Origin of the sequence: Rhodococcus sp. NPDC078407 (assembly GCF_044542515.1) — a bacterium.
Taxonomy (GTDB): Bacteria; Actinomycetota; Actinomycetes; order Mycobacteriales; family Mycobacteriaceae; genus Rhodococcoides.
Map to the genome: position 1 here is coordinate 61,176 of NZ_JBITUQ010000006.1, position 24,984 is coordinate 86,159.

General features: G+C 64.8%; 26 protein-coding genes. 13 read left to right on the forward strand and 13 right to left on the reverse strand.

The genetic code is table 11. The annotated features are described in order from the left end of the window. Window positions 1–2 precede the first annotated feature (2 nt). The 4 genes from ACIGGF_RS08660 (at window position 3) to ACIGGF_RS08675 (ending at window position 5,133) form a co-directional block, all read left to right on the forward strand. The gene (locus tag ACIGGF_RS08660; RefSeq protein ID WP_397521104.1) at window positions 3–812 is read left to right on the forward strand and encodes a cytochrome c biogenesis CcdA family protein; all 810 of its coding nucleotides are present in this window, start codon (window positions 3–5) and stop codon (window positions 810–812) included. Further along, entirely contained in the window at window positions 809–2,422 is a 1,614-nt protein-coding gene (locus ACIGGF_RS08665; RefSeq protein ID WP_397520964.1) for a cytochrome c biogenesis protein ResB, read from the forward strand. The genes ACIGGF_RS08660 and ACIGGF_RS08665 overlap by 4 nt, the downstream gene beginning before the upstream one ends. 3 nt (window positions 2,423–2,425) lie before the next feature. Continuing rightward, entirely contained in the window at window positions 2,426–3,391 is a 966-nt protein-coding gene (ccsB, locus tag ACIGGF_RS08670; RefSeq protein ID WP_397520965.1) for a c-type cytochrome biogenesis protein CcsB, read from the forward strand. 110 nt (window positions 3,392–3,501) lie between these two features. After that, window positions 3,502–5,133, forward strand: coding sequence for a MinD/ParA family protein (locus ACIGGF_RS08675; protein ID WP_397520966.1), 1,632 nt, complete (start codon window positions 3,502–3,504; stop codon window positions 5,131–5,133). Here the strand turns inward: ACIGGF_RS08675 and ACIGGF_RS08680 are convergent. Further along, a complete protein-coding gene (locus tag ACIGGF_RS08680; RefSeq protein WP_397520967.1) occupies window positions 5,123–5,320 on the reverse strand; it encodes a hypothetical protein in 198 nt (65 codons plus the stop codon). The genes ACIGGF_RS08675 and ACIGGF_RS08680 overlap by 11 nt on opposite strands. A gap of 134 nt (window positions 5,321–5,454) precedes the next feature. Then, window positions 5,455–5,670 carry a BldC family transcriptional regulator gene (locus ACIGGF_RS08685; protein WP_121873449.1) on the reverse strand — a complete coding sequence of 72 codons (216 nt, stop codon included), beginning with the start codon at window positions 5,668–5,670 and terminating at the stop codon, window positions 5,455–5,457. Window positions 5,671–5,868: 198 nt separating this feature from the next. Between ACIGGF_RS08685 and ACIGGF_RS08690 the strand changes: the two genes are divergently transcribed. Further along, a complete protein-coding gene (locus ACIGGF_RS08690; protein ID WP_397520968.1) occupies window positions 5,869–6,222 on the forward strand; it encodes a DUF4229 domain-containing protein in 354 nt (117 codons plus the stop codon). Next, a complete protein-coding gene (locus ACIGGF_RS08695; protein WP_397520969.1) occupies window positions 6,219–7,301 on the forward strand; it encodes a PLP-dependent cysteine synthase family protein in 1,083 nt (360 codons plus the stop codon). Before ACIGGF_RS08690 ends, ACIGGF_RS08695 begins: the two co-directional genes overlap by 4 nt. An 8-nt stretch (window positions 7,302–7,309) precedes the next feature. Here ACIGGF_RS08695 and ACIGGF_RS08700 read toward each other — a convergent pair whose 3' ends face one another. The 4 genes from ACIGGF_RS08700 to ACIGGF_RS08715 all read right to left on the reverse strand — a co-directional run bounded on the left by ACIGGF_RS08700 (window position 7,310) and on the right by ACIGGF_RS08715 (window position 11,842). Further along, window positions 7,310–7,621: a hypothetical protein gene (locus tag ACIGGF_RS08700; protein ID WP_397520970.1), complete on the reverse strand. Its 312-nt coding sequence runs from the start codon at window positions 7,619–7,621 to the stop codon at window positions 7,310–7,312. A gap of 5 nt (window positions 7,622–7,626) precedes the next feature. After that, window positions 7,627–10,086 carry an aminopeptidase N gene (pepN, locus tag ACIGGF_RS08705; RefSeq protein WP_397520971.1) on the reverse strand — a complete coding sequence of 820 codons (2,460 nt, stop codon included), beginning with the start codon at window positions 10,084–10,086 and terminating at the stop codon, window positions 7,627–7,629. Between the two features lie 25 nt (window positions 10,087–10,111). After that, window positions 10,112–11,242 carry a DUF222 domain-containing protein gene (locus ACIGGF_RS08710; protein ID WP_397520972.1) on the reverse strand — a complete coding sequence of 377 codons (1,131 nt, stop codon included), beginning with the start codon at window positions 11,240–11,242 and terminating at the stop codon, window positions 10,112–10,114. 249 nt (window positions 11,243–11,491) lie between these two features. Then, window positions 11,492–11,842, reverse strand: coding sequence for an FAD-dependent oxidoreductase (locus ACIGGF_RS08715; protein ID WP_397520973.1), 351 nt, complete (start codon window positions 11,840–11,842; stop codon window positions 11,492–11,494). A 15-nt stretch (window positions 11,843–11,857) separates the two neighbouring features. On the opposite strand from ACIGGF_RS08715, the gene ACIGGF_RS08720 reads away from it, so the two are divergent. The 3 genes from ACIGGF_RS08720 to ACIGGF_RS08730 are packed head-to-tail and all read left to right on the forward strand — an operon-like array spanning window position 11,858 to window position 12,997. After that, window positions 11,858–12,073 carry a helix-turn-helix domain-containing protein gene (locus ACIGGF_RS08720; RefSeq protein ID WP_397520974.1) on the forward strand — a complete coding sequence of 72 codons (216 nt, stop codon included), beginning with the start codon at window positions 11,858–11,860 and terminating at the stop codon, window positions 12,071–12,073. A gap of 6 nt (window positions 12,074–12,079) precedes the next feature. Continuing rightward, complete coding sequence (locus ACIGGF_RS08725) at window positions 12,080–12,583, forward strand: Clp protease N-terminal domain-containing protein (protein ID WP_397520975.1); 504 nt, start codon at window positions 12,080–12,082, stop codon at window positions 12,581–12,583. A gap of 33 nt (window positions 12,584–12,616) precedes the next feature. Further along, a complete protein-coding gene (locus ACIGGF_RS08730) occupies window positions 12,617–12,997 on the forward strand; it encodes a phage holin family protein (RefSeq protein WP_397520976.1) in 381 nt (126 codons plus the stop codon). Here ACIGGF_RS08730 and ACIGGF_RS08735 read toward each other — a convergent pair. From ACIGGF_RS08735 to ACIGGF_RS08745, 3 genes are all read right to left on the reverse strand, one after another. After that, window positions 12,994–13,863, reverse strand: coding sequence for a 1,4-dihydroxy-2-naphthoate polyprenyltransferase (locus ACIGGF_RS08735; RefSeq protein WP_397520977.1), 870 nt, complete (start codon window positions 13,861–13,863; stop codon window positions 12,994–12,996). The two genes, ACIGGF_RS08730 and ACIGGF_RS08735, sit on opposite strands and share 4 nt — an antisense overlap. A 47-nt stretch (window positions 13,864–13,910) precedes the next feature. After that, complete coding sequence (locus ACIGGF_RS08740) at window positions 13,911–15,164, reverse strand: Hsp70 family protein (RefSeq protein ID WP_397520978.1); 1,254 nt, start codon at window positions 15,162–15,164, stop codon at window positions 13,911–13,913. Window positions 15,165–15,326: 162 nt separating this feature from the next. Continuing rightward, on the reverse strand, window positions 15,327–16,106 hold the full coding sequence (locus tag ACIGGF_RS08745) for a PIG-L family deacetylase (protein WP_397520979.1): 780 nt from the start codon (window positions 16,104–16,106) through the stop codon (window positions 15,327–15,329). A 62-nt stretch (window positions 16,107–16,168) separates the two neighbouring features. Between ACIGGF_RS08745 and ACIGGF_RS08750 the strand changes: the two genes are divergently transcribed. Together ACIGGF_RS08750 and ACIGGF_RS08755 are read left to right on the forward strand one after the other, a co-directional pair. After that, entirely contained in the window at window positions 16,169–17,845 is a 1,677-nt protein-coding gene (locus ACIGGF_RS08750; protein ID WP_397520980.1) for an alpha/beta hydrolase, read from the forward strand. A gap of 174 nt (window positions 17,846–18,019) precedes the next feature. After that, a complete protein-coding gene (locus ACIGGF_RS08755; RefSeq protein WP_397520981.1) occupies window positions 18,020–18,394 on the forward strand; it encodes a DUF4440 domain-containing protein in 375 nt (124 codons plus the stop codon). A 115-nt stretch (window positions 18,395–18,509) separates the two neighbouring features. Here ACIGGF_RS08755 and menE read toward each other — a convergent pair whose 3' ends face one another. Beyond that, window positions 18,510–19,658: an o-succinylbenzoate--CoA ligase gene (gene menE, locus ACIGGF_RS08760; RefSeq protein WP_397520982.1), complete on the reverse strand. Its 1,149-nt coding sequence runs from the start codon at window positions 19,656–19,658 to the stop codon at window positions 18,510–18,512. 98 nt (window positions 19,659–19,756) lie between these two features. Between menE and ACIGGF_RS08765 the strand changes: the two genes are divergently transcribed. Together ACIGGF_RS08765 and ACIGGF_RS08770 are read left to right on the forward strand one after the other, a co-directional pair. Then, a complete protein-coding gene (locus ACIGGF_RS08765) occupies window positions 19,757–21,145 on the forward strand; it encodes a hypothetical protein (RefSeq protein ID WP_397520983.1) in 1,389 nt (462 codons plus the stop codon). Window positions 21,146–21,250: 105 nt separating this feature from the next. Next, window positions 21,251–22,531 (forward strand): EAL domain-containing protein, encoded by a 1,281-nt coding sequence (locus ACIGGF_RS08770; RefSeq protein ID WP_397520984.1) that lies wholly within the window; start codon window positions 21,251–21,253, stop codon window positions 22,529–22,531. Here ACIGGF_RS08770 and ACIGGF_RS08775 read toward each other — a convergent pair. The 3 genes from ACIGGF_RS08775 to ACIGGF_RS08785 are packed head-to-tail and all read right to left on the reverse strand — an operon-like array spanning window position 22,528 to window position 24,955. Next, complete coding sequence (locus tag ACIGGF_RS08775; RefSeq protein ID WP_397520985.1) at window positions 22,528–22,908, reverse strand: VOC family protein; 381 nt, start codon at window positions 22,906–22,908, stop codon at window positions 22,528–22,530. The genes ACIGGF_RS08770 and ACIGGF_RS08775 overlap by 4 nt on opposite strands. 24 nt (window positions 22,909–22,932) lie before the next feature. Further along, window positions 22,933–24,054: a diguanylate cyclase gene (locus tag ACIGGF_RS08780; protein ID WP_397520986.1), complete on the reverse strand. Its 1,122-nt coding sequence runs from the start codon at window positions 24,052–24,054 to the stop codon at window positions 22,933–22,935. 7 nt (window positions 24,055–24,061) lie between these two features. Then, window positions 24,062–24,955, reverse strand: coding sequence for a 1,4-dihydroxy-2-naphthoyl-CoA synthase (locus tag ACIGGF_RS08785; RefSeq protein WP_397520987.1), 894 nt, complete (start codon window positions 24,953–24,955; stop codon window positions 24,062–24,064). Window positions 24,956–24,984 lie beyond the last annotated feature (29 nt).

Below are 24,984 nucleotides of genomic sequence, written 5' to 3' on the forward strand. Positions count from 1 at the left end.
AGATGTACCTAGCCGGGATCGGCGCGAGTTTCCAGGAAGCCGCGGCCTCCGGGCCGCTGATCCTGGCCCTCGGAGCCTGCGTGCTGGCCGGGCTCGTCTCCTTCGCGTCGCCGTGCGTGGTGCCCCTGGTGCCCGGATACCTCTCATACCTCGCCGGAGTCGTCGGAGCCGACGCCCCGGCCGTCAGCGCCGACGAGGCAGCCGTCAAGACGAAAGTGCGTAGCGGCCGGTTGCGCGTAGCCGGAGCGGCGGGACTGTTCGTCCTCGGATTCACCGTGGTGTTCGTCCTCGCCACCGCATCGGTCTTCGGAGCGATCTCCGTGCTGGCGATCAACCGCGAACTGCTCATGCGCATCGGTGGTGTCGTCACCATCGCCATGGGTCTGGTGTTCGTGGGACTGATACCCGCACTGCAACGCGATGTGCGGTTCGAGCCGAAACGGATCGGCTCGCTGGCCGGTGCGCCGTTGCTCGGCGGCGTGTTCGCACTGGGGTGGACGCCCTGTCTCGGTCCGACGCTCGCCGGCGTCATCTCGCTCGCCGCAGGCACCGACGGTGCGACGGCGGCGCGCGGCGTCACCCTCATCGTGGCGTATTGCCTCGGTCTGGGATTGCCGTTCGTGATCCTCGCGTTCGGTTCGGTCAGCGCGCTGCGAGGCGTCGGCTGGCTGCGTACACATGCACGACAGATACAGGTGTTCGGCGGAATGATGTTGATAGCAGTAGGAATCGCACTGGTCACCGGTGCGTGGGATCAGTTCGTCGGTTGGGTGCGCGACGCCTTCGTCTCCGATGTGGTGTTGCCGATATGACCGTCGACCTCGAAGAGCGCACCGGAGCCCCTCGCAAGCAGTCTCCGCTCGGCCAGGCAGTGGCGCTGGTCCGCAACACCTGGCGCGGCCTGACCAGCATGCGCACCGCCTTGGTGCTGCTGTTTCTGCTGGCATTCGCCGCGGTTCCCGGTGCCTTGGTGCCGCAGCGCAGCCTCAATGCGGGCAAGGTCGACGAGTACATCGCCGACCGTCCCACCCTGGGTCCGATCATGGACCGGTTCGAGCTGTTCGACGTGTTCGGCAGCTTCTGGTTCACCGCGATCTACGCACTGCTGTTCATCTCGTTGATCGGCTGCATCCTGCCGCGCTGCATCGAGCACGCCAAGCAACTGCGCACCAAGCCCGTGCGCGCGCCCCGCAACCTCTCTCGCCTGCCGCACCACAGTCGTCACGACACCGACGGAACGCCGGAGGAGATCGCCGCACGGGTGCGCACCCAGCTGCGCGGCTGGCGCGTCGCCCAGCGAACCGAGGAAAGCGGAGCAGTCACTCTGTCGGCGGAGAAGGGCTACGTCCGTGAACTGGGCAACCTGGTCTTCCACCTCTCGCTCGTCGGACTGTTGGCCGCGATCGCGATGGGCAAGCTGCTCGGTTACGAGGGCAACCGCATCGTCATTGCTGACGACGGACCCGGATTCTGCACTTCGACCCCCGCGAACTACGACTCCTTCCGCGCCGGCAACCTCGTCGACGGCACCGCGTTGGAGCCGTTGTGCGTACGCGTCAAGGACTTTCGAGCGGACTACCTCGACACCGGCCAGGCCGAGATGTTCACCTCCAACATCGAGTACCAGGCGGGCAGGGACCTCACGAACAACGTCTGGCGCGACGACCAACTGCAGGTCAATCACCCGTTGCGCGTCGCAGGAGACCGCGTCTACCTGCAGGGCCACGGCTACGCACCCACCTTCACCGTGACGTTCCCGAACGGCGAGACCCGCACCGACACGATCCAATGGCAGCCGACGGACGCGACGACCTTCCTGTCCAGCGGAGTGTTGCGCGTCGACCCGCCCGGTGGTCTGTATCCCGACGCAGTGGACCGCCGCCAGAACCAGATCGCCATCGAGGGACTGTTCGCGCCGACCGCGTCGTTCCAGGGCAGTCTGCTGTCGTCGAGCTTCCCCGCGATGAACGACCCCGCGGTCGCCATCGACATCTACAAGGGCGACACAGGGCTCGACACCGGACTGCCGCAGTCGATCTTCTCGCTCGATCAGGAAATGATCGCTCAGGGCAGGCTGGTGAAGCAGGACCGCGTCAATTTGATGCCGGGAGAATCCGCGACGCTGAGCGACGGCACCGTCGTCACGTTCGACGGCGCAAAGGAATTCGTCAACCTTCAGGTCTCGCACGACCCGGCCCAGACCTGGGTGCTGATCTTCGCACTCACGATGATGGGCGGACTGCTCGTCTCACTGGTGATCAAGCGTCGCAGAATCTGGGTCCGGCTCACCGCCGACACCCAGGCACGACGTACTGTAGTAGACCTCGGCGGACTTGCACGCACCGATCAGGCGGGGTGGGGCGAAGAGTTCGACCGCCTGTGCACCCGCCTGCTCGGCGACACCTCGAAACAGGAGAACTGACCGATGCCGATCAACGAGACTCTCTCGCAGTACAGCGACTGGTCCTTCGAATCAGCGTTCACCATCTACGTGCTCGCATTCGTTCTGCTCATCGCCCAGTACGCCTCCGCCAAGGCCACGGCCGCTCAGGCCAAGGAGCTCGTCGGCGCAGGTGCCCCGGTGACCGAGAACCGGCCGGGACGGGTCACCGAAGCGCCGAAGCGGCCGCTCTCCGACCGTCTGGCAGGCATGGGCTTCGCGCTGCTCGCCCCGGCCCTCGCACTGCACATCGCCTCGGTGGTCCTGCGCGGGTTCGCCACGCACCGTTTCCCGCTGGGCAACATGTACGAGTTCGTCACGATGGCCACCGCGGCCGCGGCCCTCACCTCGGTGATCGTGCTGCGCAAGAAGACGATGCGTCCGATGCTCGTGTTCGTCCTGGCGCCGATCATCGTCCTGATGTTCTTCGCCGCCACCAAGCTCTACGCCGACGCTGCTCCGGTCGTTCCGGCACTGCGCTCGTACTGGCTGCCCATCCACGTCACCATCGTCAGCGTCGGCAGCGGCATCCTGCTGGTCTCCGGCGTCGCCAGCCTGCTGTTCCTGCTGCGCATCAAGCAGCCCATCGGCGAGGAAAGCGTCGGGTTCTGGGGAAAGTTCGCCTCCAAGCTGCCCGACGCACAGGCCCTCGACCGACTCGCCTACAAGACGACCATCGTGGCGTTCCCGCTCTTCGGGGCCGGAGTCATCCTCGGTGCAATCTGGGCCGAAGCTGCCTGGGGACGTTTCTGGGGCTGGGACCCCAAGGAGACGATGTCGTTCATCACGTGGATCATCTACGCGGCTTACCTGCACGCCCGCGCGACCTCCGGATGGCGCAACACCCGCGCGGCCTGGATCAACGTCGCGGGATTCACCGCCATGCTGTTCAACCTCTTCATCATCAACATGGTGGTATCGGGACTGCACAGCTACGCCGGCCTGAACTAGCACTCGGCGGCTGCGCAGGCCGCTCAGCTGGTAGCGTCCGATCCGGCTCGATGGGGGAGACATCCGAGCCTGATCGAAGGATGTAGGACGCGAACTGGGGGGAATCGGTCATGGCCGATCGGCATGAAAACAATTGGGAACCCGTCCGTCCGTTGGACGACGACTCGCCCGATGACCGAACTCCGGATCCGGTGCCTCATGTGCCGGCAGTCGTCGCCGAGGCTGCGGCGGTCCCCGACTCGAAACCCGCGGTTGCACGAGAACCGTTCCGCTCGACGCCCATCACGATGCCGCCCGAGAGCAAGGACGAGCAGGCGTCAGCGCCACGCCAGCTCACGCCTGCACCGGTGGCGGGTTCCACGACACCAGTGGGTGAATCGACAGCCGCGTCCGCGCCGATCGAATTCGGCGATGGGGCGGACACCTCCAGTGGGTCCGATGCCGATGCCGATGAGGTTGCGGCTGTCCTGGAGGAGACGGCTGTGCTGGAGCAGCGCGGCGTAACGGTCCTTCCGCCGGAGGTGCCTGCTGCTCCGCCCGCGCAGGCGGCTCCCATAGCTCGACGTCCGGCGCAGGGTCCCATCCAGAGCCCGCCGGTGCCGTCGGTGCCACCACCGAACCAACAGCGGGTACCGCGCAATCACGAAGTGCCGCAACAAGCTTGGCTTTCTTCCCAGGAGCGAGTCCGGTCACGAGGAAATCCACCTGATCAGTGGGCATCGCGGATCGCTCCTTCGAATCCCCAGGCATCGGCGGTCCGGCCGATCATGCAGCCTGCGTCCGCGCACGATCTCGGGGATTCGTTGCTCATCCGGCCGACGAACGTGCCGCCGGTCGCCGGGTGGCGTCGAGCGTTGTACGTGACGTCCGGCGGTCGCATCGATGTCGGTAACAGCGCCGCCCAGCAGCGCCGTCTCGAGCTGACCGCGCAGGTGGACCGGACGCTGGTGGGGTCTTACCGAGTTGCGGTGCTCTCGCTGAAGGGCGGTGTGGGAAAGACGACGACCACGGCGACTCTGGGGTCGACCTTCGCGGGCATCCGAGGTGACCGTGTGATCGCAATCGATGCGAACCCCGACCGTGGAACGCTGGGTCAGAAGGTTCCTTGCGAAACGACCGCGACCGTTCGAAACCTGTTGCGTGACATCGACTCCCTGGATCGCTACAGCGATGTTCGGGCATACACGTCGCAGAATGCCAACCGGCTGGAAGTATTGGCATCCGACTCGGATCCGGCAGCATCGGAGGCATTCAGCGGTGAAGACTACGACCGCGCAGTGGAGTTGTTGGAGAAGTTCTACAGCATCGTCATCACCGATTGCGGCACCGGCTTGATGCACTCGGCCATGGAGAGCATTCTCGAGGGCACCGACACTCTCGTGGTCGTCAGTTCGGCGTCGGTGGACGGTGCACGGAGCGCGTCGGCGACGCTCGACTGGCTCGACGCCCACGGCTATCGCTCGTTGGTGGCCACATCGGTGGCCGTGGTCAACGGTGTTCGCCCCCGAGCAGGAAAGGTCGATCTTCAAAAGGTCATCGAGCACTTCGAACAACGCTGCGCCCATGTCCGAACGGTTCCGTTCGACCCGCATCTCGAGGAAGGCGCAGAGATCGAGTTGGATCGCCTTCGTGGACGCACCCGCACAGCACTCCTCGAAGTTGCGGCAGCGGTAGCGGCCGGATTCCCGGACTCGCCCACCGCTTCCCGCCCCGTTCGAGAGCTACCGAACCCTACTCGTTAGGTTCGGTGCCCGCCTCGGTCCCGTCTTTTCCGCCGCGGCGAGCTTCCCGGTTGATTCGCCACAGAAAATCGGGATCGTCGTCGGGTCCGACCGTGCGGGTCGGTGCAACTCCTGCGCTGGGCCCGAAAGCCTTCCAGAAGAGCACCACCAAAGCCACCAAGCCGATCAACGCCAATAAATAGATCACGACGCACCTCCTCCTACGAGGGTAGCCGCGATGCAACAGCCACCGCACCCGTCGAGCGTCGAAGATTCCTGAGAATGTTCGATGAGTTCGGACGGGTGCGGATCAACAGCGAAATTGATAAGTGAAGGTCCGGATCAGCGGTGTGCGCCGGCTTCCGTCGTCAGCGATGTCAGCAGCTGCATGACCTCGGTTTCACGGAAGCGGCGGTGTCCACCGGGAGTGCGGAGCGATCCCAACCGTCCGGCGTGTGCCCAGCGGGTCACGGTCTTGGGGTCGACGTGAAAAAGCGCGGCTACCTGACCCGGCGTGAGCAGTGAGTCCTGAGCCTTGTGGAATGTGGGTGCGCTCATCTGTCGTGTCCTCCTACGGTGCGTTCCGGAGCAAATGCGTCGAACCGGAGATATCGGTCTGCTGCGTGTGAACCCCATGGTTGCACTCGAACCCCTAGGTACTCGACTGATACAAGGTTGGTAAAGGGGAGGTAATGGACAAATCGGTCACGATGGGGGTGGGTCGGAATGCCCGTCCCGACCGGTAACCTGGGACCCGTGAGTGACGCGACGAATGCCGACAGCAGCGAACCGACCAGCGGAAATGCCACGCCGGGCGCGTCCGCCAAAAAATCCCTCGCTGTGAATCTCGGCGTCTACACCTTCGCGCGGCTCGCGCTCGTCATCGCGATCGGCGCAGTGATCGTAGGCGTCGGTTTACTGTTCGGCGTCGAAGTTCCGATCCTCGTTGCCGCCATATTCTCAGTGCTGATCTCGCTACCGCTCTCGCTGCTGCTGTTCAAGAAGATGCGCATCCGCGTCAACGAATCCATCGCGGCCGTCGACGAGAACAGGCGCACCGCGCGGGCGGACCTTCAATCCAAACTGCGCGGTGAAGACGGCAAGAAATGACGGCGTCCGTTGATCACTCGGCATCACGGGCGTGGGTCGACAACGCCGTCCGGCTGATCGAAGCCGACTCTCAACGCAGCGCCGATACCCACCTGTTGCGCTACCCCCTCCCGTCGGCATGGGGAATATCGCTGTACCTCAAAGACGAATCCACTCACATCACCGGCAGCCTGAAGCACCGGCTGGCGCGGTCGCTCTTTCTCTACGCGATCTGCAACGGGTGGATCACCGAGCGCACCACGGTGATCGAAGCCTCGTCGGGCTCCACCGCCGTCAGTGAGGCCTACTTCGCCGGACTGCTGGGTCTGAAGTTCGTCGCGGTGATGCCGCGAAGCACCAGCCCGGCCAAGGTCGCTCTCATCGAGTCACACGGCGGGAGGTGCCATTTCGTCGATCGACCCGGTGAGATGTACACCGAAGCACACAGGCTCGCCGCCGAACCCGACGGCCACTACATGGACCAGTTCACCCACGCCGAGCGCGCTACCGATTGGCGCGGAAACAACAACATCGCGGAGTCGATCTTCGATCAGCTCCGACTCGAAGAATGCCCCATCCCCGACTGGGTGGTGGTGGGCGCGGGAACCGGTGGAACCAGTGCCACCATCGGGCGATACATCCGATATCGCAGGCACGCAACGAAATTGGCTGTGGTGGACCCCGAGAACTCGGCGTTCATCGGTGGGTACCGAACCGGGGACGCCGGCTTCGAGACAGGCTTGTCCTCCCGCATCGAAGGAATCGGCCGGCCGCGGGTAGAACCGTCGTTCGTCGGCCAGGTGATCGACCGTATGATCGCGGTTCCCGACGCGGCGTCGGTTGCCGCCGCGAGATTCACCTCGGAAGCACTCGGAAAGCGGGTGGGTGGATCGACGGGGACCAACATCTGGGGTGCGTTCGGATTGATCTCGGACATGATCGCCGCAGGCCGACGCGGCAGCGTTGTGACGTTGCTGTGCGACGGTGGAGATCGGTACTCGCAGACCTACTTCGACGACACCTGGGTCGCGAACCAGGGCATGGATCTCGCCGAACCGACCGCTGCGCTCGAGAAGTTCATTCGCACCGGAGTGTTCTGAACGGCGGCCTATGTGCTCACCGCTGTCGACGCCGCCGCTGTTGCAGCGGACACCGCGACGACCGCCGGCCAGGCACCGATCCTCTTGGCCAGTGGGTGCGAAGCCCCGAACGCGACGAGGTACGTCCCGAGCAAGGCACCGGCACGGGCAGAACCCGAAGACTTCTGCCACTGGGTCGTGCATGCCACGCCGACGGCTGCGAGCACCGCTCCGCCGAGTTGACGATTGTGTGACCGGCGGGCAACGGCGAAGCCGCCGAGCAGACCGCCGGCAGCAAGAGCGGACGTAGCAAGCGAGCGGCGAGTGTCCTTGGTTGGCATGGTCGTCAGCCTAGCCGCGCCTGCACCTGCAGGCTCCTCGCAAGATGGTCTCGCTGCTCGATCACCAAGCGCCGCAACGCAGCCGGTGCCCACTCGTGGTCGGCCAGCCAGGCGTCCGCAGTGTCGGTCGACGATTGCTGCGGAAAGAGACGGACGACTATTCGCCGGGCGATCTCGATACTGCGGGAAGTCCACAGGGCCGAGATGGATTCGAAGTATCGCTCGTCGTAGGGCTGAGTGAGGTCTGGTCGGTGACCGGCGGTGAAGCCGGTGATGAAGGCGTCGAGCACATCGTTGGAAAGGTCCTGGCGTTCGGTGACAGCAGCCCACGCCTTCGCCTTGCCTGAGGCCAAGGGCATGGCCGCCGACGCCGCAACGTGGGCGGTGTGCCCCGACAAGGTGTCGTCCGCGGCGAGTTCACCATCGAGGTCCTCGGACGTCGCGTGGCCGGTGGCCGAGAGCGCCAGCCACAATGCCCACCGCAGATCAGGATCGAGTCGCAACCCCGCGATGGTGCGCGTGCCGTCGAGAAGTGAGCGCAGATCCTCCGCCAAGAAGTCGTCCAGCTGCGCAGTCGATGCGACCGCACGCGCCCACACCAACTGCGCGTCGCTCCCGGGTTCGCTCGACCGAAGTTGTGTCCACGACGCGTCCAACCACTGCCGGGTGGGTTCGCGTCGTCGATCGTCGGGGAGGTAGTGCTCGAGCGTGAACATCACGTTGGCTGTGACTGCGGAGAGCAGTCCGATCTTGGGCTCGCTCGGCGCGAATCGGGTTGCGGCGTCGATGTATTCGCCTGCAGAGAGTTCGGCGTCCCGGGTGAGATTCCACAGTGCGGACCACACCAGACCTCGGGCCAGGGGGTCGACGATGCGATCGAGGTGGGCCAGCACGGTTGCCGTGGAGCGCTCGTCGAACCGGATCTTGGCGTACGTCAGATCGTCGTCGTTGAGTAGAACCAATGCGGCATCTTCGAAGTCGACCGGCGTTCGCGCCTCGGAGATGTCGAGTTCCTGGCGGTGGGTTCTCGTCAGATTCCCGTCCTCGTCCAGATCGTAGAGTCCCACGGCAAGGCGGTGCGGTCGCGGATCCGTCTGCTCGACGGCATCGCCGGTGTAGGTCAGGGTGGACACCCCAGTGGTCTGGAGCCACGCGTCCGCCCAGGTGTCGAGGTCGCGCCCGCTGGCGGTGGACATCTCGCTCAAGAGGTCCGTCAGTGTCGTGTTACCGAAGGCATGAGTGCGAAAGTAGTTGCGCGAGGCTGCGAAGAAGGCATCGGCACCGACGAATGCCCCTAGTTGTTTGAGCACGCTGGCTCCCTTGGCGTAGGTGATGCCATCGAAGTTGAGCTTGGCGGCTTCCAAGTCGGTGATGTCGGCGACGATCGGGTGAGTGGTGGGAAGCTGGTCCTGTAGATAGGCCCACCCCTTTCGGCGGTTCGCGAAACTGACCCAGGCATCGGTGAACCGAGTGGCCTCTGCCGAAGCGTAGGCACCCATGTAGTCCGCGAACGATTCCTTGAGCCACAGATCGTCCCACCACTGCATCGTGACGAGGTCGCCGAACCACATGTGCGCCATCTCGTGCAGAATCGTGTTGGCGCGAGCCTCGTACTGGGCTTCGGTTGCCGCCGAACGGAATACATACGATTCGGTGAACGTGACGAGTCCCGGGTTCTCCATCGCGCCGAGGTTGTATTCGGGGACGAAAATCTGGTCGTACTTCCCGAACGGGTAGGGATAGTCGAATTTGTCGTGGAAGAAGTCCAGGCCCCGCTTCGTGATGTCGAAGATGTCCTCGGCGTCGAAGTACTCGGCGAGTGAAGCCCGGCAGTACGCGCCGAGGGGTACGCTCACTTCGCCTCGTGTCCAGGATGATTCGACGCAGTGGTACGGGCCGGCCGCGACTGCGGTGATGTAGGTCGAGATGGGCAGGGTCGGAGCGAACGTGGTGACGGTGTCCGCGGTGACTCCCGCGCGGTTGGACAGAACCGTCCACTCGGGTGGTGCTGTCACCGTCAACGTGAACGAGGCCTTGAGATCGGGTTGCTCGAAGTTCGCGAATACCCGCCGAGCATCGGCCGGTTCGTACTGTGTGTAGAGGTAGACGTTGTTGTCGACGGGGTCGACGAAGCGGTGCAGTCCCTCACCCGACCTGCTGTAGCGCCCACGAGCACGTATTCGAACGACGTTGTACTCGGTGAGTCCGACCAACTGGATTCGAGCGCCGTCGTAATCGACCTCGGCTTCGGTTCCGTTGACGACGACTTCATCGACAGCAGCACCGATGAAGTCGACCCACGTCGCTGCGGTGGTCGCGTCGAATTCGATGGTGGTGACAGTCTCGAAAACATCGGCGTCCAGTTCGCCGGCGCGCGAGAGATCCAGATGTACCTCGTACTTCACCCCGTCGATGTGGCGAGATCGCCTGCGAGTTTCGGTCCGGGTCAGATTCGCGGTGCTCACCGAACCAACCCTAGGTGATTCCTTTTCACAGGGCGGGCGGGGTGAAATAGTGATTTCCGAGTGGATCGACAATGTGCAGAACTCCTTCCGGGAGAAGTTCTGTGCGCCAGAGTTTTCGCGTTTTCAAGTTGTGGTGCAGCCGACAGCGCGGACCTATGTTCGTGAGGATCGTCCATCCGCCTTTCTCGGGGCGTTGTCGGTCGAATTCGACGATATGGTCGAGATCGCAACGTTCCGAGGGCACGTTGCAGCCAGGATGCAGGCAGTACGGGTGTTCGGCGCGAACTTTCGCCGTGAGTGCGCGACTGGGCGTATAGCTCAGTGCGCCCGGAGGCGGACGTTTCATGCCGCCGTGGCCGTCTGGGTACAGGGCGTGGATGCCGATCGGATCGTCCCCGACGATGGCACGCCACCGTTCGATCAGTGTTCCTCCACCCGGCCGAGATCGTGTCTCGATAGCGGGTGCAGGTGTGGGCGCACTCGGGCCGGGTGCCTGCGGCTGTGGTGACGGTGCGTCCGGTGCCGCCGCAGTGTCCGGGGGCTCTGTGTCCTCGAGAGTTGGGCAGCCGTCCTCGGGACCGTCGGAAGCAGCCCGAGATGCTGCGCACGTCGCGCACACGCACAAGAGCGTCTCCCCGCGCATCAACGTGGTCTGGGCGTCGCCTCTGCGTTGGTCGTCCGAACGCGGATCCTCCGGATGAAGGCGCGCGACCTCGGCGTCGATCCGCGAAAGCTGGTCGTCTGCCTCGCCGTCGGTCATCAGTGTGGTCAGACTCGACAGTCCCCGTGCTCGGCGTCGAAGCCGAATTCGCTTCTCGGCGCGGGCGGCTCGATCGCGCATCGCACGGTCCCAGTCGGCGTCGGCCTCGATGAGCAGTCGGTCGATTTCGCGACCCAACGAGCCCGGAGCCATCTCATGGGCGGCTAGGAGGACCTCGGCCTCCAGTGCGACGACCGTCTTCGGCCGGGCATGAAGCAGATGATCGTGAATCGTTCGCACTCGCTCCAGATCCAGCGAGCCGTCGATGAAACTCTGACGTACGAGAGGGCGCAATCGGCACCACATCTGCAGCTTGTTGTCGACGGCGGCGAAAGTCGACGACAGTGCCGCCGCCAATTCACAGATCGCCGAGCTGTACAGATCCTTCTCGGTCACCCCGGTGACCCATGGTGAAGCTGAGGCAGTTCGATTCCGGACGTACTCGTCCATGAGAGCAAGCTCCGAGGCGGCGGCAGCGTTGATCGCCCGGCGCGCGCCCAAAACACCTGCAAGCGCAGAGTGGTCGTCAGTCGCCCACGTTGTTCTTCGTAACCCCATGTCACCCCCCAGCGACGGTGATCGAACATGCATTCGACCCATTGCGCAAAGTGTAGATCGGGGTACCGACAAGTTTCTCGGCCCAGGTCAGGTGCCGTGGACCGCGGAGACAGCCCGGCTCACATCGAGTTCGAGGAGGTAGTGGTTGATGGCGATTGCGGCCCTCGATCCTGCCGCTGCCGCATTGATCAGTTGGGCCGGCGAATCCGATACGTTGCCTGCAGCCCATACGCCGGCGACACTGGTGAGCCCGGTGGGGTCGGTGGCCACCCACCCGTTGTCGAGACGAGTGCATCCGACCGAATTGAGAAGCATGTCGTTCGGGACGAACGTGGGGCCGACGAATACGACAATGCGGGGAACGACGGTCCCGTCGGCTAGCTCGATGCCAGTATCGCAACTTTCGTCAACAAAGGTTGACAAAAATCGGTTCGTCAACCTAGATTGACGACCATGACCGAAGCCACTGCACTTGCAGCCGCAGCCGCCAGTTCCGATCCGGGGGAGGGGTTGCGTGCTGTAGCCGCCCTTCGTCGTCTACTCGAACGGCTGGAAGCCGTCCAGGTTCGCAATGCACGCAATCAGGGATGGGCGTGGCAGGCGGTAGCGGACTCGCTCGGTGTCAGCAGGCAGGCCGTTCACAAGAAGCACGGCGGAAAGGGAAGGTAGACAACCATGTTCGAGCGATTCACCAAACAGGCCAGGGCGGTCGTCATCAGTGCCCGGATACACGCCAGGGCTTTGCACTCGGAGAGAATCGAGCCCGTTCATCTGTTCCTCGGTGCGCTCGAGAATGCCGACGAACCGCTGAGCTCTGCGCTGGCCGAGGCCGGGTTCACCCTGCACAACGCTCTCGAGGACGTCCGGTCGAGGGATGCCCAAGCCCTACGGTCCATCGGCATCGATCTGCGCGAAGTGATCGACACCGTCGAGACCGCGGTGGGGTTCGGTGCAGTCGACCGCCCTGACGATTCTCATCTGCCCTTCGCACGTTCGGCCAAAGAGGTCCTGAAACTGTCGCTGAAGGAAGCCGTCGAACAACGCGACCGCGAGATCAGCGTCGAACATGTTCTTCTCGGTTTGGTTCGAGGAGCTGATCCGTGGTTCACCGAACTGGTGCAGCGGCATTGCACGCTCGGAGAGCTGCGGTCGACGGTACTTCTCGTTCGGACGCCGTAGCTCCACACTGTTTCGGCCCCTACGATGGCGGCCATGAACTTTCTGATTCGGCTTGTGTTCAACGCTGTTGCCATCTGGGTCGCCAAGGAATTCGTCGATGGACTCACTGTCACCAGCTCGGGCCGCGGCGACGGGTGGGACATCGTGGTGCTGCTCGGTATCGCAGCCGTGCTGACGATCGTCAACGCGTTCATCAAGCCGATGGTGAAGCTTCTGTCGCTACCATTGCTGATTCTGACTCTCGGACTGTTCACTCTCGTGATCAACGCGTTGATGTTGCTGTTGACGGGCTGGCTGTCGTCGCAGACCGGTTACGGCCTGGAAATCGTGGGTTTTGCCGCCGCGTTCTGGGGCGCGATCGTCATCTCGATCGTGAACTTCTTGCTCGGCGCGTTCGTGCCCGACAAGCGTTAGGCGAACGCCAGCGCAACACCGGTGCTGGCACCCCAGACGAGCATGGCCAAGCCCGAATCGCGCAGTGCTGGAATCAACTCGAACCCATGTGCGCCCTTGCGGACCGGTGCGTTGGCGCGAGCGGCGAAGGGGAGCGCGAGCAGGCCGACCAATGCCCACGGGGTCCGAGCGATCAGAACGACGGTCATCGCGAACGGCACCACCAGCAGTGCGAGATGTAGGTAGCGAGTACGCGCGTCACCCAATCGCACTGCGAGGGTGCGCTTTCCGGATTCGGTGTCGGTGGGGATGTCGCGGAGGTTGTTCGCAACCAGGACTGCACTCGAGAACGATCCGACAGCCACTGCGGCCAGTACTCCCGCCCAGTCGATCTGTTCTGCTTGGACGAACTGAGTGCCGAGAACCGCGACGAGTCCGAAGAACACGAACACCGCGATTTCACCGAATCCGCTGTACCCGTAGGGCTTCGAGCCGCCGGTGTAGTACCAGGCACCCGCTATGCAGACCAGTCCGACGACGACCAACCACCAGGCACTGGTCGCGGCCAGCACTAATCCGGCCACCGCGCCGATGGCGAAGCAACCGATGGCGGCGTTCTTGACCGAGCCGGCGGATGCCGCCTTCGAGCCGACCAACCGCAACGGTCCGACTCGATCGTCATCGGTGCCGCGGATTCCGTCGGAGTAGTCGTTGGCGAAATTGACGCCGACGATCAAGGCCAGCGAGACGATCAATGCCAGCAGGGCCTTCCACCACACGCCGCCGTCCAGCGATACGGCTGCACCGGTACCGACGAGGACGGGAGCGATCGCGTTCGGAAGTGTGCGCGGTCGCGCACCTTCGATCCATTGAGCAGTGGTGGCCATGAGCGACGATCTTTCCGTATGTGTTCGACGGGTGAGAACGCGGCCGGTCAGAACGGCAGGCGCGGCAGTACCGGCAGGGGAATGACGGGCATCTGGATGCCGGGAATCTGCGGCAACGGCACTGTGGGTGCGGGTGGGGGTGCCGGCGGGTAGTAGCGCTGCCGGGGCGGCACATAGGGTGTCCGGTCGGCAGCAGGCGGCGGCGCAGCAGTGGTCGTCGGGGCTGGTGGCGGAATATCCGGGGTGGGCGACGAGGTGGTGGTCGTGGTCGTGACGGCCGCAGGCGGTGTGGTCTGGGGAACGCGCTCGCCCACGCTCCCTGGGGTGCTCAGCGGCTGACCTCCGTCGCTGGACCCGACAGCGGTGAACAGACCGATGGCGGCGATGACGCCGGCGATCGGCAGCGCGATCATGCCCAGCCGTGTCAGTGCGGGTCGGTGCGAGACGAGGGGAGGCACGCGGGCCGCGTCGACGTGGGTGGCGTGCACGGCCGCTCCGCCGGCGATCACCAGTTCCGGTCGATCCGGGACGATGACCGGCAGCTGCAAGAAGCGTTCGAGCGTGGCTCGGATCAGCGGGATGTTGGAGGTCCCACCGATCGCGACGACGGCATCGGGATAGAACTCGGCCTCGCGACCGAGCTGACGTACCGTCGCGGCGGCCTGCTCGGTGGAGCGCGCGATGGACAACTCGAAGATGTGCCGTTCGAGCAGGATGTGCTCGCCGTCGGGGGTGCTGGTGGTCCGATGGGTGGACAGTGCTTCCTTCACTCCGCGGCAGAAGGCCGTGAGCGCATTGTCCTCGTCGGGAGATTGCGGCGGTCGAACGATGCCGAGACCGAGGATGTGATCGCGGACGACGGCGTCGAATGCGGCACCGCTGATCGCGGTGGTGCGGGTCGAACCGTAGGAGCGGCCGGATTCGACGTCGACGATGTCGATGCCGACGCCGCTGTCTCCGGCGTCGAACAATGCGATCGTTCGGTGGTGGGACGGCAAGCCGGGCCGCAGGTATTCCAGTGCTGCACTGGTCTCGTCGATGAGGTGCACGTCGGAGACGTACTCCTCGGACAAGGCCGCGGAGATTCGATTGCGTTCCGCGGGGGTGCGGTGGGCGACGCCGAGGGACTGCGGTGCGTCGGGCCGATCGACGATGCCCCGGATCACCCGCGCGACGTCCTCCGCGGAGGGGGAGAGCTGCCAGTCGTCGAACGGGGTGTCGTCGGTCCAGGTGCCGTCTTCGGTGGTGCGTGCCGTGCGGATGCCGCACGTGCCCAGTGACACACCCACGGACGAACGCATCGCTTCTCCGGCCTCTCCGTTTCGATGACGGCAATCTGATGTACATTGCGCGCCGTCGAGGCACGCAACGAGCCCACTGTACCGTCTTCCGGTTTTGTTACGGCCTCAAAACAATCCATATGTCGATTCGGGGTGTCGGCTCATCCGCTCACGATCGTCCCGTCAGAGCGGCAGCGCGGTCTCCGTGATTCCTACGCCGCCGGTGCCGCGCAGCTTTCTGAACCACTCGGTGCCGAAGGCGCTGGTGAGTTGTTCGATGGGCATCTGCAGAAACGGTCCGAAGTCGCCGACCTGCGTCTCGTGCGCTTCCATGGCGGCCCGTTTGGCATCGATCACACTCGTTACGTCGACCACCGTAGTGATCTCCGTTTCCGGCAGGCCGAACGTGTCCATGTCCGGCGGTGACGCCTCCTCACCCCAGTGCGGATTCGCCTCCATCAGCCGGCGCATGTGGTCGCGATTGGTCGTGGTCTCGTAGACGAAACGAGTGTCGGCAATCTCGGCGGCGCGCTTGCCGACGACGTGAACCTGGATGTGGTCGGGATGCCCGTATCCGCCGTTCGGGTCGTAGATGGTGACGACGTCGGCCTTCTCTTCCATCAGTACGTCGGCCAGTCGTCCAGCGGCAGTCTCGACGTCGGCGTTGCAAAAGGCCTCCGGGTTGCCATTTTCGGCAGTGCCCGCCATGCCGGAATCGGCGTAGTGCAACCGAACGATGCGGTCCACTCCCAGAACGGCGGCCGAACGATCCAGTTCGATGCGCCGGCGCTCGGCCAACGTCTCGCCGACGGTGAGGATCCCCTCCGGAAATTCTCCGAGGGCACCGTCGGTTGCCGTGACGAGCACGACGCGATGGCCGGCGTCGGCGGCCAACCGCATCACGCCACCGGTACTGAACACTTCGTCGTCGGGATGTGCGTGGAAGCAGACCAGAACACTCATGCGTTAGATGCTTGCACGTAGAAGTGGGTGCGGCCCAGTCGGCGGGCCAATACGATCGGCGAGTGACCACACGGCGGTCGGCCTCGATTCGTTCGTTCTGGCGGGATTCGCGCGCGGATCGGTACTGCCGCGCACTGCATCCGGTCGGGGTTTTCTTCGCGTTGGTGTTCTTCGCGATGTCGATGACCCCGTCGTTGCTGCCCCGAGCGTGGTACCTGCAGGCGGTGGCCACCGGAATCAGCGTCGCGATCGGTTACGGCGTGGGCTGCCTCCTGGCGTGGGTGGTCCGGATCTGCGGAGTGTCGCCGGCATGGTCGGAAAAGTGGCGTCGACGTGGGTGGTGGGCGTTGGCCGCGGCTGCGGTGGTGATGATTCCACTGTTCCTCGTTCTCGGATCGTGGTGGCAGCAGATCGTGCGCAAGTTGGTCGGCGTGGAAGACCCCGGTCGGCCCCTCTACGTCGCGGTGATGCTGCTGTCGCTGGTGGTGGCAGTGGCAGTGCTTGCTCTCGGCCGCGTGCTGCGCAGAGCGACTCGGGCGCTGACGCGATGGGGCAAGCAGTACGTTCCGAGGCCGGTTGCGAGGATCGCGAGCGTCGTAGTCGTTGCGCTGCTGGTCGTGTTCGCCGTCAACGGTGCGCTGATTCGCGGAATTGTGGCCGTTGCGGAGAAGTCGGCCTCGGCCGCCGATCGCGGCAACCACGACGGAGTGGAAAAGCCCACGGCAGAGAAACTCTCGGGTTCGGATGCCTCGAACGAGGAGTGGGATTCGCTCGGGCAGGAGGGTCGACGGTTCGTCGTCTCCGGATCATCGCCCGAGGAGATCGCCGACTTCACCGGAAGGCCTGCAGTGCAACCGATCCGAGTGTATGCCGGTGTCGAGTCGGCCGACACGGTGGAGGGCGTCGCCGAGCGGGTGGTGGCCGAACTTCGGCGTACCGATGCCTTTTCACGGGCCGTGCTCGGTGTCGCGACCACCACCGGACGCGGGTGGGTCAACGAATCCGTCGCCGGTCCGCTCGAATTTCTGTACGACGGCAATTCGGCTATCGCGTCGATGCAGTATTCGTTCTTGCCGAGCCCGATGGCATTTCTGGCCGATCGGCAGACTCCGCAGGATGCCGGCCGGGCATTGTTCGAGGCGGTCTACGAGGTGTGGAGTGAACTTCCGGAGGATGCGAGACCGAAGCTGGTGCTGTTCGGCGAGAGCCTCGGCGCCTACGGCGGGCAAGATGCGTTCAGCGGTGCACAGGACATGATCGCGCGTATCGACGGTGCCCTCTGGGTCGGCAACCCGAACTTCACCCCGCAATGGGCCCGCATCACCGATGGACGCGACGCCGGGTCCCGCGAGATCCTGCCGGTCGTCGACGGGGGCGAACACGTTCGATTCGCTGGCTCTTCCGGTGACCTCGATATCGGCGGGCTCTGGGAAGAACCACGAATCGCCTACTGGCAGCACGCATCCGACCCCATCGTGTGGTGGTCACCCGACCTGATTCTGGGCCGCCCCGATTGGTTGCGCGAGCCACGCGGCACCGACGTCGATCCGGGGGTGCAGTGGTTCCCGTTCGTCACGTTCTGGCAGTTGACCTTCGATCAAGTCTTCTCCACCGATGTCGACGACGGTCACGGCCACAGCTACGGAGCCGACGCAGTACGGATGTGGGCCGACATCCTCGAGCCGCCGGGCTGGACGGACTCGGACGTGGAGCGCCTGTACGAGAAAATGGCGGGCTGAGGCGTCGCCGACCGGTTGCTCCGATTCGCTAGCGCCGTCGACCACCTTCGCCGCAAACGCGCTCGCGTTTGCTGGACGCGTGCAGAATCGCCACCTGTTCGTCGACTGTTCCGCGTGCACCTGACGAAGGCGCACGCGTTTGCGTTGGCGTGCGTTCATGAGACAGTGCAACCCATGACGCCCGATCGCGAGGGTTCACCGTGTACGGATGCCGACCTGTCGACTGTTCTCGAGCTCGAACGGGCACTCCAGACACGGAAATGCCGGCGCGACCGCGAGCGGCTGAACAGCCTGCTCGCCGAGGATTTCTCCGAAGTTGGAGCCTCGGGTGCGGTGTGGGACAAGTCGTCGATCCTCGACATGCTCCGCGACGAAACGCCGGTGGACATCGAGGTACTCGAACTGGATGGCCGGATGATCAGTGCTGATCTCGTTCTGGTGCAATGGATTTCAAGGACGCCCAACCGGCGCGCACGCCGCACGTCACTGTGGCGGCGCACAGCAACCGGTTGGGAACTGGTGCACCATCAGGGCACGCCCCTCGGTTGATCACTCGCCCTGACGAACGCGCTCGCGTTTGCTGGACGCGTGCAGAATCGCTACCTGTTCGTCGACTATTCCGCTCGCACCTGACGAACGCGCTCGCGTTTGCGTGTCGCGCAATTCAGCGCCGCTCCAACACCCTGCGTAGTTCGGTTCGATTCACTTTTCCCGGCCCGCGGGTCGGCAGTGATTCGAGCAGAAACAGCTCCCGTGGCGCGGCCGTGATGTCCAGCGACGATGCGACGTGAGAGCGCAACTGCGCCAGAGTCACCGGCTTCGATGCCACCACCGCGGCCACCACTTTCTGGCCCAGTCGCTCGTCCGGCAGTCCGACGACCGCGCATTCGATCACGGCAGGATGGGTTGCGAGCGCGGCTTCGACAACTTGGGGTACGACGGTCAGGCCGCCGGTCGAGATGGCTTCGTCGAGGCGGCCGGTGATGCTCAGTACCCCGTCGACCAGGGTTCCGGCGTCGTCGGTGCGGAACCATCCTGGCTCGGCGAACGCCGGGTGGTCGGGCAATCCGCGGTATCCCGAGGCCAGGGTCTGTCCGCCCAACACGACTCGGCCGTCGTCGATGCGCACCATCGTGTCTCGCAACGCAACCCCGTCGTACACGCAGCCGCCGGCGGTTTCGCTCATGCCATAGGTGCGCACCAACCGGATTCCCGCGTCGACTGCTCTGTCTCGCAACGGAATCGGAGTTGCAGCTCCGCCGAGCAATACCGCGTCGAGCGACGCCAGGGCGGCCACCGCCTCGGGGTTCTCGAATGCCTTGACCAACTGGCCGGGGACCAGCGACGTGTAGCGCAACGGGCCCGACATTTCTCCCACGGCCGCGATCAATGCAGCCGGGTCGAAACCGCGGGACACATCCATGATCACCGGCGATGTTCCGGCGAGCACACTGCGCAGCAGTACCTGCATCCCGGCGATGTGATGGGCCGGCAATGCGAGCAGCCACGAGCCCGGGCCGCCGAGTCGCTCCTCGGTGGCTGTCGCCGACGCCGTCAGTGCCGACGCAGACAGCATGGCTCCCTTGGGAATTCCCGTCGTACCGGAGGTGGCGACGACCAGCGCTATGCCGTCGGCGATCGGGGTTCCGGGAGACAAGGCGTCGTGCAGGCGCGCGATTTCGCGTGGATCGTCGGCGGGGACGGGCATGATGGCCGGTCCGTCACCGGCCAGCATGCGGCTCAGCCGCGGAAGTAGGTCTGCCGCGGCCGGCCCAGCCGGGATGGGAACACTGTCGAGCACACTGTCGAGCACAGTGCCGAGGTTAGTCCTCGCGTCGCCGCCCGAACGGGTCGGCGGTGTCCCGATATCGGCGAGCTGTGGAACAGTGGAACACTGTGAAGGGATCGGGCATGGACGACGCGGTGTCTGCCGCTCTGTCGTATTTCGATTCCGTCGATCCCGCGCTGGCTGCCGATGCGCGTCTGGGATGGGACGGTCTGGTCGGCGTGTCGCCGCCTGCGGGCCCCACACAACATTCTGTGCAGACTTTTCTGTGGGTCTATCTTCGTCACGCCGCGGAGGGGCCGGACCGCGGCGTCGACATCGCCCGTGCGCTCGGCGAGTTGCTCGACCGCCTCGGCCGCGCGGGGTATGCGGACATCGCGCGAAGTGCAATCACCGAAGAGCTCGTCCGAACACTCGACGATGCCGCTTGGTTGCAGAAGTACCGTGGGGCCACCGAAGAATCGGGTATCGGTGCCGTCGACACCGAACTGGTCACCTGGCAGGACGCCCCGACCGGCATAGAGCGTGTCATCGTCGAAAAGATCGGCGAGACCTTGGAAGTGGCGACCATCGCCGGTGAGTTCGAGCCGTCCACTCCGGGTGGCAGACCCCTCGGTGCCAATGCCCGGGCCATGCGCCGACGCGGCGTCACCGACGCGGTGCTGACCTCCGACGCTGTGCTGACCTCCGAGGCAGTGCCGACCTCCGACGCAGTGTCGACCCCAGAGAAGGGCAAGGACGGTTCCGACGCCGTTCTGCTCGAACAACTACTGGATCACCGCATCGAACTCTGGAGCAGTTACAGTCCGCCGCGGGCCGAGCTCTATCTGGGTTTGCGTGACGCGCTGCACGACGCAGTGGAGCCGATGTACGGCTGCGTGCGCAGGCTGGAGAATTTCATCGGATGTATCGGCGACGGCGTCGCGCTCACCGATGCCGGGTACCTACCGGACGAGCTGGTGACGAAAATCGCGAACACGGTGTTTCCGCCGGCCGAGCGGCCCTCTCACGTCAGGCGCGAACTCGACACCGAAAAGATTCTGCTGCTCCGACGCCTGCTCATGAGGGTGCGCCTACTGCGTCGTTCAGCTGGGCGGCTGGTGCCGACGGCCCGTACCCGACGGCTCAGCTCCGACGGGCTGTGGCGCGTCCTCACCGGCGGCATCGTCGGTACCGAATATCACCCGGACACCATTGCTGCGGAGGTCGTCCTCGCTCGTATGATCGTCGGCCAGGACGTCGCCGATGTGGACACGAGCGCCGACGACCTGGCGCGACTGCTCCGCGCCGAGGGTTGGACGCACGCCGGCGAGGCTCCCGCCTCCGAGCACGCCGAGCCGTTGGCCAGGACCTTGATTGCTGAACTGAATGCACTCGGAGCCTTCGACATGTCGGAATCCGCGGGTCCGTCTGAGGCGCAAAGCGCCGAATTGATCGCGACCTACGAAGGCAGGCGACTGGCCGCAGCTGTTCTGCGGCATCGGCTTCTCCATACACGCTATCCGTCATTGTGATCACCAGGAGTTGAGCTGCCGGTCGATTTACCAGATCGTGGCCGGTTAAGCTCACGTGAAACCGGCTCCAGCAACGGGGCCGCATGTGCTGCGAGGAGATCGAAGGTGGAAGGTGAGTTCGCGGACACTGCGCGCTCGCAGTCTCGCCGTCAGAGCGACTCCGCCCGTCGATATCTCGATGTGGAGGCGACCACCCCTGCCCTGCGCTCGACCGTCGAATTCGCCGCTCGCAGTGTGGGATTCGCTATCGCCCAACTGAACGTGCTCGACGAGGACACTCAGTACACCCTGGTCAACGTAGGCGGGCCGCCGATGTCCACCGTCGTGCGAGCCGACACGCTGTGCGACGACGTGGTGCGCTCCGGTGTGCCGGCGGTCGTCGCGCACGGGCGGGTCAGTGCCACCACCCGGCAGCGTGCCATCCTCGACGACAACGGCATCGCGTCGTATGCCTCTGTCCCGCTGCGCGGACGCGAGGGCTTGGTCATCGGCACTCTGTGCCTGCTCGATCGCACGCCGCGCTCACTCTCGGGTGAGCAGATGCAGGAACTCGAACAATTCGCGTCGGTGCTCGAGGAGCAGCTCGATCTGCATCGCCGCGTCGGGTCCGGTGTCATTCGGCTGGGCAGTGACAACGACATCGCCGACTCCATCGCCGACGGTCACATCGTGCCGTGGTTTCAGTCGATCGTGGATCTGCGGACCGAGAAGATCGTCGGCTTCGAGGCGTTGGCGCGTTGGCACCACCCCACCCGAGGGATGGTGGTACCGGCGGATTTCGTTCCGTTCGCCGAGGCCAGTGAATTGATCATCGATGTCGATCTCAGCGTGCTCACCCAGGCCGCCGCCGAGATGAAGAAGTGGCACCGATACCGTCCTGACCTGCGGCTGACCGTCAATATTTCTGGACGCCACCTGGCCCACCCCGATGGCGTCAGCCACCTCGAACGCGCTATCGCGTCATCGGAGGTGTCTCCGTCCTCCATTTCGCTCGAGCTCACCGAGACCACCGCCGTGACGCCGGGACCGTTGCTGCGTCGGCACATCGACGACGTGCATCGGCTCGGCTTCAGGGTGCTGCTCGACGATTTCGGTTCGGGCTGGTCCTCGCTCGAACGGTTGGTGACACTACAGCCCGACGGCATCAAGATCGACGGTCACCTCACGCGGTTCGTCGATACCGTCGCCGGACGGTCGATGATCAGGTCGCTGGCCGGAGTGGCGAAGGATCTCGACCTGACGATGATCGTCGAAGGCATCGAGAGCCGAGAACAGGCCGACGCTGCACTCGAACTCGGGTGCACTCTGGCACAGGGCTATTTGTGGTCGCGGCCGCAGTCGGCGCAGTCGGTGTTGCGCACGATCGCCGACAGCGCGGGCAGCTAGCGGGTGTCGCGTCGCAGTGGGTGATCCTGCGGGATCTGCACCAGGACGATCGAGATTCCGTCCGGATCCTCGATCCACATTTCGATCAGACCCCACGGCTCCGTTCGCGCCTCGCGCACGATGGGAATTCCGGCTGCTGCGAGTTCCTGTGTTGCCGAACCGATGTCGCGTACCTGCAGCCACAGCGCGCCGGTGAACGTCCCGGGCCCGTCGCCGCGATGATGCGACGCGATCTCGAGCAGGCCCTGACCCAGGAACAACACCGTGCCACCCGGGTACTCGCGGAACACGGCGAGAGACAGGCCGTCGCGATAGAACTCGAGGGTCTTGTCATAGTCGGCCGGGCGCAGAATTGTCCGAGAAGCGAGGATGTCCACCCCGCATGGATACCACGGTCCTGTTTACAGCACGCTCTTGAGCACCCGATCGCCGCCGGCAGCCTTGGCCTCGTACATCATGGAATCGGCCACCCGTGTTACGCGGGTGGCGATGTCGATGTCCTGAGCCCACAGCGCCGAATCCCAGTGCACTATCGCCGCCCCGATGCTGACCGTGACCGAGACCGCGTCGGAGGGGTCGAGCAGCGTCCGGCGCACTCCGTGGATCAGCGCGTCGACGTGCAACCGCGACGTCGACACCACGGCGAGGTACTCCTCACCGCCGGTGCGGGCGAGCACCCCGTACGCGTCGAGATGGGCACCGAGCCGCTCGGCGACGCGCACGATGACCGCGTCACCTTCTTCGTGCCCGTAGCGGTCGTTGATGGATTTGAAGCGGTCGATGTCCACCACCAGCACCGCCACACATCGATCCTGCTCCCGGCCGAGCAGCCACACGTCGTCCACGGCAGCGTCGAGTCCGCGGCGATTGAGCAGCCCGGTGAGCGGATCGAGAAGCGAACTCCGAGCATCCTCGGTCAGGACGGTCACCAGCAGGTGCGAGGTCAGCGGGACCCCGGCAATCGTCAACAGCACGACGGCTGTCCGAAAGATCGACGATGCGATGTCCACGTCGGTAGCACTGTGGGTCGCCACTGCGGCGGCGACGGTGCATGCCACCGCGAAGACCACGTGGGCCACCAGCCAGCGGGGGCTGAGGAAGAACGTGCAGAAGGTGCCGATGACGGCGAACAGTGCGCACGTGAGTACAGCGTCCTGGATCGGGTTGATCAGGAGCGTGGATGCCGTGCCCAGGTCCGCGAACAACGCGAACGCCACCACTCCGAGGCGCCCCGGGAACGGTCTGGTGATCCACGCGGCCGCGACCACCAGGACCACGACGATCAGGACAGCCTTCCAACCGATGGCGACGACGCTCCGCGAGGTGTCGACCGCGAACAGCGTCACCACCGCGAGCGCGCCGTAGCTCAGCGTCAGTACGGCCATCACCCAACGGATGACTTTTCCGGTGGGACGCGAGTTCTGAAAGTCGGCCATCCAGCGGTAGTCGAAGGGCTGGGCGAACCAGGCTCGAACCGAGCTCGCAACACCGCCCTGACCGCGGTGACGCGACGTCGAGTTCACGCGACGGTCAGAAGTATCGGGGGAACGGCGACCAATCGGGCTCGCGCTTGTCCAGGAAGGCGTCGCGGCCCTCCACGGCCTCGTCCGTCATGTACGCCAGGCGAGTTGCTTCACCGGCGAACAGTTGCTGGCCCACCAGTCCGTCGTCCTGCAGGTTGAACGCGTACTTGAGCATCCGTTGCGCCTGGGGGGATTTGGCGTTGATCTTCGCTGCCCACTCGATGGCCGTGTTCTCGAGTTCGGCGTGATCGACCACCTTGTTCACCGCGCCCATGCGGTGCATCTCCTCGGCCGAGTACGTCTCGCCGAGGAAGAAGATCTCTCGGGCGAACTTCTGGCCGACCATCTTTGCCAGGTACGCGCTGCCGTAGCCGCCGTCGAAGCTGCCGACGTCGGCGTCGGTCTGCTTGAACCGAGCATGTTCGCGGCTCGCGAGGGTCAGATCGCACACCACGTGCAGGCTGTGGCCGCCACCCGCCGCCCAGCCGTTGACCAGACAGATGACGACCTTGGGCATGAACCTGATCAACCGCTGCACCTCGAGAATGTGCAGCCGTCCGGCGCGAGCCTTGTCGACGGTGTCGGCGGTTTCACCCTCTGCGTACTGGTAGCCACTGCGTCCGCGAATGCGCTGATCGCCGCCGGAACAGAACGCCCAGCCGCCGTCTTTGCTGCTCGGCCCGTTGCCGGTGAGCAGCACCGTGCCCACGTCGGAGCTCACCCGCGCGTGCTCGAGCGCACGGTAGAGCTCGTCGACCGTGTGCGGGCGAAACGCGTTGCGAATCTCGGGACGATCGAACGCGACCCGGACGGTCGCGTCGGACACGTGCCGGTGATAGGTGATGTCGGTCAGATCTTCGAAACCGGGAACGGGGAGCCACAGCTCGGGAGTGAAAGTCACGTGCGCCAGCTTAACGGTGGCGAGGGCTG

What these genes read in the sequence shown, in the direction of transcription:
- ACIGGF_RS08735 (WP_397520977.1), bottom strand. Translation starts at nt 13,863, where the DNA reads ATGGCCACCACTGCTCAATGGATCGAAGGTGCGCGACCGCGCACACTT.
- ACIGGF_RS08665 (WP_397520964.1), top strand. Translation starts at nt 809, where the DNA reads ATGACCGTCGACCTCGAAGAGCGCACCGGAGCCCCTCGCAAGCAGTCT.
- ACIGGF_RS08675 (WP_397520966.1), top strand. Translation starts at nt 3,502, where the DNA reads ATGGCCGATCGGCATGAAAACAATTGGGAACCCGTCCGTCCGTTGGAC.
- ACIGGF_RS08695 (WP_397520969.1), top strand. Translation starts at nt 6,219, where the DNA reads ATGACGGCGTCCGTTGATCACTCGGCATCACGGGCGTGGGTCGACAAC.
- ACIGGF_RS08755 (WP_397520981.1), top strand. Translation starts at nt 18,020, where the DNA reads ATGACGCCCGATCGCGAGGGTTCACCGTGTACGGATGCCGACCTGTCG.
- ccsB (WP_397520965.1), top strand. Translation starts at nt 2,426, where the DNA reads ATGCCGATCAACGAGACTCTCTCGCAGTACAGCGACTGGTCCTTCGAA.
- ACIGGF_RS08745 (WP_397520979.1), bottom strand. Translation starts at nt 16,106, where the DNA reads ATGAGTGTTCTGGTCTGCTTCCACGCACATCCCGACGACGAAGTGTTC.
- ACIGGF_RS08765 (WP_397520983.1), top strand. Translation starts at nt 19,757, where the DNA reads ATGGACGACGCGGTGTCTGCCGCTCTGTCGTATTTCGATTCCGTCGAT.
- ACIGGF_RS08740 (WP_397520978.1), bottom strand. Translation starts at nt 15,164, where the DNA reads ATGCGTTCGTCCGTGGGTGTGTCACTGGGCACGTGCGGCATCCGCACG.
- ACIGGF_RS08660 (WP_397521104.1), top strand. Translation starts at nt 3, where the DNA reads ATGTACCTAGCCGGGATCGGCGCGAGTTTCCAGGAAGCCGCGGCCTCC.
- ACIGGF_RS08685 (WP_121873449.1), bottom strand. Translation starts at nt 5,670, where the DNA reads ATGAGCGCACCCACATTCCACAAGGCTCAGGACTCACTGCTCACGCCG.
- ACIGGF_RS08730 (WP_397520976.1), top strand. Translation starts at nt 12,617, where the DNA reads ATGAACTTTCTGATTCGGCTTGTGTTCAACGCTGTTGCCATCTGGGTC.
- ACIGGF_RS08725 (WP_397520975.1), top strand. Translation starts at nt 12,080, where the DNA reads ATGTTCGAGCGATTCACCAAACAGGCCAGGGCGGTCGTCATCAGTGCC.
- ACIGGF_RS08720 (WP_397520974.1), top strand. Translation starts at nt 11,858, where the DNA reads ATGACCGAAGCCACTGCACTTGCAGCCGCAGCCGCCAGTTCCGATCCG.
- ACIGGF_RS08700 (WP_397520970.1), bottom strand. Translation starts at nt 7,621, where the DNA reads ATGCCAACCAAGGACACTCGCCGCTCGCTTGCTACGTCCGCTCTTGCT.